A 1,314-nucleotide genomic window follows, 5' to 3' on the forward strand; every position below is an offset into this window, starting at 1 on the left:
TACCTTTACGTCCGGCAGTCGTCGATGAGACAGGTCGTCGAGAACGTCGAGAGCACGAAGCGGCAATATGCCCTTCGTGGGCGTGCGACCGCGCTTGGATGGCGCGACGACCAGATCATTACCATCGATAGCGACCAGGGCGAGTCTGGCGCATCGGCGTCCTGGCGGGAAGGATTTCAACGACTGGTCACGGATGTCGGCATGGGACGCGCGGGCATCGTCATGGGCCTGGAGGTGTCCCGCCTGGCAAGAAACAATGCCGACTGGCATCGCCTGCTGGAGATCTGCGCCTTCGCTGATACGCTCATTCTCGATGAGGATGGTGTCTATAACCCTGGGTCCTTCAACGACAGGCTTCTTCTCGGGCTCAAGGGTACGATGAGCGAGGCGGAGCTCCACGTTATCAAAGCCCGATTGCGCGGAGGAATCCTGAACAAGGCGCGCCGTGGCGAGTATCGCTGTCCACTCCCGACTGGCTTCGTGTACGACGAACTCGGCAACGTGGTGCTTGACCCAGACTTGCAGGTCAGGGAGACAATCGCGTACTTCTTCGAAACGTTCTCACGGATAGGCTCGGCCAGTCAGACAGTCAAGGTCTTCAAGAATGAAGGTCTTCGTTTTCCATCCCGCATGCGCAACGAGAAGCTGATTACCTTCCAGCCGCTCACCGCGTCGACCGCGCTGCGCACGCTGAACCATCCGCGTTACGCCGGTACTTACGTCTACGGCCGGCGGTATTACCGGCGAACTGCTGACGGTAAGAATGTGCCTCGCAAGCGCGAACGTGACGACTGGCTAGCCTGCATCCCGGACGCCCATCCCGGGTACATCACGCCGGAACAGTTTCAGCAGAATCTCAAGATTCTCGAGATCAATGGTCGCGGATATGAGGTTGCGCGAGCGTCACCGCCCAGAGAGGGCGCGGCTCTGCTCCAGGGGCGTGCGGTTTGCGGACTATGCGGCCGGCACTTCCGGCTCCGGTATGCCACGCGTCGCGGACGGCAGGAGGCATGGTATATCTGCGATCGCGCACAAGGCGCTCGTGGGGAGCCCTGCTGCCAGTCAATTGCAGGAGCGCCCATTGATGAAGCAGTCGGTGCACTGGTCGCCGCCATGGTGACGCCAGCCGCGGTTGAGTTGGCGCTGGAGATCCGTAGAGAGATTGAAACTCGGCACAACGAAGCAGACCGATTACGTCTGCGGGCCGTCGAACGCGGGCAGTACGCGGCAGATCTGGCACAACGACGATTCATGCTCGTTGACCCCAATAACCGCCTGGTCGCCGATACGCTCGAGCACGAATGGAACGATAAG

At 60.5% G+C, this 1,314-nt stretch carries 1 protein-coding gene; it reads left to right on the top strand.

Annotation, left to right across the window (positions count from 1 at the left end; all coding sequences use genetic code 11):
* Positions 1-1,314 (top strand): recombinase family protein (locus P0D80_RS50225; RefSeq protein ID WP_408296214.1); only part of this gene is annotated, 1,314 nt, incomplete at both ends.

Source organism: Paraburkholderia sp. RL17-373-BIF-A, from assembly GCF_046030175.1.
Lineage (GTDB): Bacteria > Pseudomonadota > Gammaproteobacteria > Burkholderiales > Burkholderiaceae > Paraburkholderia.